3 protein-coding genes and 1 pseudogene are annotated in these 4,508 nt (G+C 43.7%); all 4 read right to left on the bottom strand.

All coding sequences use genetic code 11. The features are described 5' to 3' along the window. Positions 1–207: 207 nt before the first annotated feature. Positions 208–1,436 (bottom strand): annotated as a pseudogene (locus PX481_RS02715) (hypothetical protein). After that, complete coding sequence (locus PX481_RS02710) at positions 1,433–2,170, bottom strand: FlgD immunoglobulin-like domain containing protein (protein WP_288093556.1); 738 nt, start codon at positions 2,168–2,170, stop codon at positions 1,433–1,435. The pseudogene PX481_RS02715 and the gene PX481_RS02710 overlap by 4 nt, the downstream one beginning before the upstream one ends. Beyond that, positions 2,167–4,035 carry a serine protease gene (locus PX481_RS02705; RefSeq protein ID WP_288093554.1) on the bottom strand — a complete coding sequence of 623 codons (1,869 nt, stop codon included), beginning with the start codon at positions 4,033–4,035 and terminating at the stop codon, positions 2,167–2,169. The genes PX481_RS02710 and PX481_RS02705 overlap by 4 nt, the downstream gene beginning before the upstream one ends. Before the next feature lie 209 nt (positions 4,036–4,244). Beyond that, a partial coding sequence (locus PX481_RS02700) for an IS4 family transposase (protein ID WP_288093552.1) occupies positions 4,245–4,508 on the bottom strand: 264 nt, incomplete at its 5' end.

Genomic DNA, 4,508 nt, shown 5'->3' with positions numbered 1-4,508 from the left:
GCAGGACGGGAACTAGCCACGCGTACTGATAAAGCGGTTCCATTCAGTAATACCTAGTTTACAACTTCACACTATTTGGTTTATCTTCATCTATTGTGACATAGGTTAATTCTTAAGAAAGTGTTTATACCTAGTTTTGCTTAATAGGGCGGCGAAAGGTCAAAGGATCTTATCAATTTGGCAGTTTAGCGAGCGGGACGGTAATTTTTAGGGAGAAGCGGGAAAATTATCGAATAACCACGAAAGCAAGGAAACAATCAAACCAGCAGAAAAGGAAATTATCGCCACGATCGCCTCGCTGCCAAGATAACGGGATAAAAAACTGCCTTGAATTTGGGCGATCGGTAGTCGCGGATTTAACCCCACTTGGATGCTGTTGGTAAGCTAAACGGCGCTTAACCTGCATGATCCAACAGCTATAACCCTTTTGGAGTCTATATCGGTGATCCGAAGTAAAAGCCGTTTAGCTTATTGCCGGAAACGCTCACTTCTAAACCTTGTGATGCCTCGGTAATCTGCAAGTTTTCCCCCGTGGTTTTTAGTTTGAGGTTTTGGTTACTATCCTCTCGGATAATTTTTATCTGATTTAATATCTCTACCCCCGGTTTCTCGACGATCAGGAATTGATTTTCTTCTAGCTTAAGATCCTGTTGAGCCATCCGGATATTACCGGAAATAATTGTCGATTCCACTAAGTCATCTCTCACATTATTACCGGTGATAATCGGTCGCTCAAATCTAACATTATTAACTTTAATATTGCGCCAAAAAATAGGCTGTTCTTGATCTTGAGAAAGTTGTAAATTAACATCGATCGCTTGTTGTATTTCTAATTTAAATTCGGTGGTACTGAGATTAAATTCGAGGGGAATATCCTCTTTTTTTTGGGGTAAATTAGCAATTTTATAACCAGAAAGAGTTATTTTAATCGGGTTGCCGCTAGGGTTAAATGATAAATTTACTGGTTGAGAATTTGGCTGCAAACTAAAAGCCAAACGATTATTAAAAGGAGCGTATTTGAGATTTTTTACTCTAGTTTCTTTTTGTAAACGGAGTTCTTGCAGGATAAAATCCGCCGTCGGGGTAATTGTTAAAGTGCTATTTTCCCGGATTGATTCAATTTCTAGTCGCTCTCGTTTATTCAGTTCGGGATCTGCAAGACTGCTAAAAATGCCAGCGAGGGTAAATTTTTTCAGTCCCGATAGATCTATTTGGGAAAGATTATCGACATCTTTGAGCAATAAACTTTCGTTTTCTTGACAGGTAAAACTAAAGCTTTTTACCAATAAATTGCCTTCAAAGTTTTGTTTAACTGGGATAATTCCCCAAAAAATCGACAGGAAAACCAGTGCTAGAGTAACTATAAAAACTGTGCAAAACTTGAGATTTTTCCTAATAAATCGCCAGAAACTTTTAAAATTATGCTTGGACTTCATTTTAGCCACTGGGGATTATGTTCAAAAGTTATATTAATCGGGGCATTTCTGGGAGGAGCATCATCTTGTTCTAATAAAGCTTTGACTCGCAATTCGTACAATCCCGCCTTAGCCAGTTTACCATCAGAAGTACGACCATCCCAAGTAAAGAAAATTTCCCCTTTTGGTTGCCAGTTAGGGCGAGAAGTCTCATAGATAACCTCGTTGTTCTGGAGGATTTGTAATTCTTTGATCTGGCTACGCGCATTAGCAAAAAGGACGATATCATAGGTTTTTGCCGGATTAAAAATAACTGGCAAATAGATCAATTTACCGTCACTGATAGAGGCCGTGGCCCGCAGACTTTCAAGGGCGATATCTTCGCGATCAATAACATAGTTAGACCATTTAAATTGATAGCGAGAACCTTGGGGACGCAAGGTGAGGGGATCGAGTTGATAATTTTTTGGCAAAGAACGCACTATCACTTTTGGCGCTCGGTTATTACGACTAGGCACTTCCAACTTTAGGGAGTCAGTCATCTCCCGAATCCGGCCGATAGAAAGGGAAATAAGACTAAAACTGCCCGCAGTCTCGATCGGAGCTATTCCCTCACAGCGCTTGTCATTATCTCTCTGGATATAGTTGCTAGATCTAGTATTTCCCGTCCCACAGTTTTGAGCTTGAATAGGGAAGAACGAGACCAAAATAAGACTAAGAATTGTTAAGTTGAGGGCAATAAATGATTTTTTCATGGTACAACCACCTGCCATTGAGCTAATTTTTGGAGAACTCGATCGATTGGGTAAGCGAAACCGATACCGGAAGAATCGATTTGGGACTCGTTAATCGTTTTAAACATCAATCCGATCACCCGCATTTCCTGATCGAATACTGGACTACCAGACCCCCCCACGGCCAGACTCACATCGATTAATAAATTGCCGCTACTAGACTGAATGCCGATGGTAATCGCCTCGTACTTCGACCAATCTTTTGATTCAGGATGTCCGATGATAGAAATCGGTGTGTTTGGGGCAATTTCGCCTTGATGAAAGGTTAAAGGACTGATATCGTCTGGTAAACCCGTGACTTCCAGCAAAGCTAAATCCAAGTTTTCTTGGGGTTCGGTGATCTGACTTATTTTAGCCACTGCACGATCGCGCGGGAGGTTGGGTAGATTTTCGCCGTAATAGGGTTCCACTTCCAGATTATTTTCCAGATTATCGCCCCTCTGTTCCGTGTCGCGATCGACCACCACATGACGATTAGTGATAATCCACACCGTTGTTCCCCGTCGTTTGATCACATAACCCGTACCGTAGGCAGTCCCCTTGGCGTTACCGGTAAAGACAACACTGATTTTAACGATCGATCGCTTGATCCGGGTGAGGGGATCCTCTTGGGGTAGATATTTAGTGGTATTCAAAGCGATGATCTGCTCCGGTTGTTGCTGCAACGATAACAAGCGCCAGGCCTCTTGCAGGTTATTGCGAGTAAATTCAAACTTCGGATCGATTTTCGTCGCCTTCTCGAACTCAGCGATCGCTGCCTCTAGCTTGCCCTGTTCCTGTAGGAGCCGACCCAAATTATTATGGGCAAGGGTGTGAGTGGTAGTGGGAGTCCCAGTAGTATCTGGTAAATCTAAGGCCCTACGGTACATTTCCTCGGCTTCCGTCAGTTTTTTCTGGGCCCTCAGCACGTTACCGAGACCGATGTAGGCAGGGGCAAGCTTATCATCAAGAGCGAGCGCCCTACGGTACATTTCCTCGGCTTCCGTCAGTTTTTTCTGGTTTGCCAGCACGATACCGAGATTGTTGTAGGCATTGACATACTGATCATCAAGAGCGAGCGCCTTGCGGTACATTTCCTCGGCTTCCGTCAGTTTTTTCTGGTCCCTCAGCACGTTACCGAGATTGTAGTAGGCAAAGACAAACTTATCATCAAGAGCGAGCGCCTTGCGGTACATTTCCTCGGCTTCCGTCAGTTTTTTCTGGTCATACAGCAAGTTACCGAGATTGTTGTAGGCATCGACATCCTTATCATCAAGAGCGAGCGCCCTACGGTACATTTCCTCCGCTTCCGTCAGTTTTTTCTGGGCCCTCAGCACGTTACCGAGACCGATGTAGGCAAAGACATACTTATCATCAAGAGCGAGCGCCCTACGGAACATCTCCTCGGCTTCTGTCAGTTTTTTCTGGTTTGCCAGCACGATACCGAGACCGTTGTAGGCACGGACATACTTATCATCAAGCTCGATCGCCCTACGGTACATTTCCTCGGCCTCCGTCAGTTTTTTCTGGACCCTCAGCACGTTACCGAGATTGTTGTAGGTTTCTGGAAGTTTTGGATCGAGAGCGAGGGCTTTTTGACAGAAAATCAGTGCTTCGTCTAACTTATTTTGACGGAATAGCGCGGCGCAGAGATTGCTAAAAGCCACAGCACTGTTAGGATCAAGCTGAATAATTTGTCGCCAGATTCTTTCGGCTTCCGGGTATTTTTTTTGCGCTTGAGCGGTTTCACCCTGTTGCCATAACTGCTCCAGTGTTTGTGCCACTGTTGTCGGCGGCATGATCATCAATGCCAAAGTTAACACCAAAGCCAGCCGCACCACTTTCATAAGCTGATTTAAAATATTCTATCTATAGGTTAACAGATAGCAATGGAGTCAGGAACATTGCTGCATCTTAGTCGGTTAAGTAAGTAGTTATAATTACATTGAAGATAGATTTTGCCTCTGATCCCCCCTGCTACCTTGATAAGGCTATCCATTAGTCACATCTTTCTTAACATAAAATTTGACAAAAAGAGAAAAGTGTGCCAGATGGCTCAAGGGGGTTCTATGGGGGAACTAATTTGATGAGATAGTTTCCAAGTCTCGCTGATATCATGTAACCTTCGCAGTCCCAACCAAATAGTTTTAACACCAGGTTCACCGTCACCTTTTCTACCTAAAAACCCCCCAAGAGAAGCAATCATTCTGACCGCTTCCCTAAAGGAGGGCGGCTTTTCAGGTGGCGGACTCTTTTTATGAATAGTGGCACACAAAGATTGCCATTCATGTTCTTCCAAAAAACTTTCACAACTCTCCTC

This window comes from Microcystis sp. M53603_WE2 (assembly GCF_030065435.1).
Note: the sequence above shows the minus strand (reverse complement) of the source record. Positions and strands in the feature narration are given on the sequence as shown.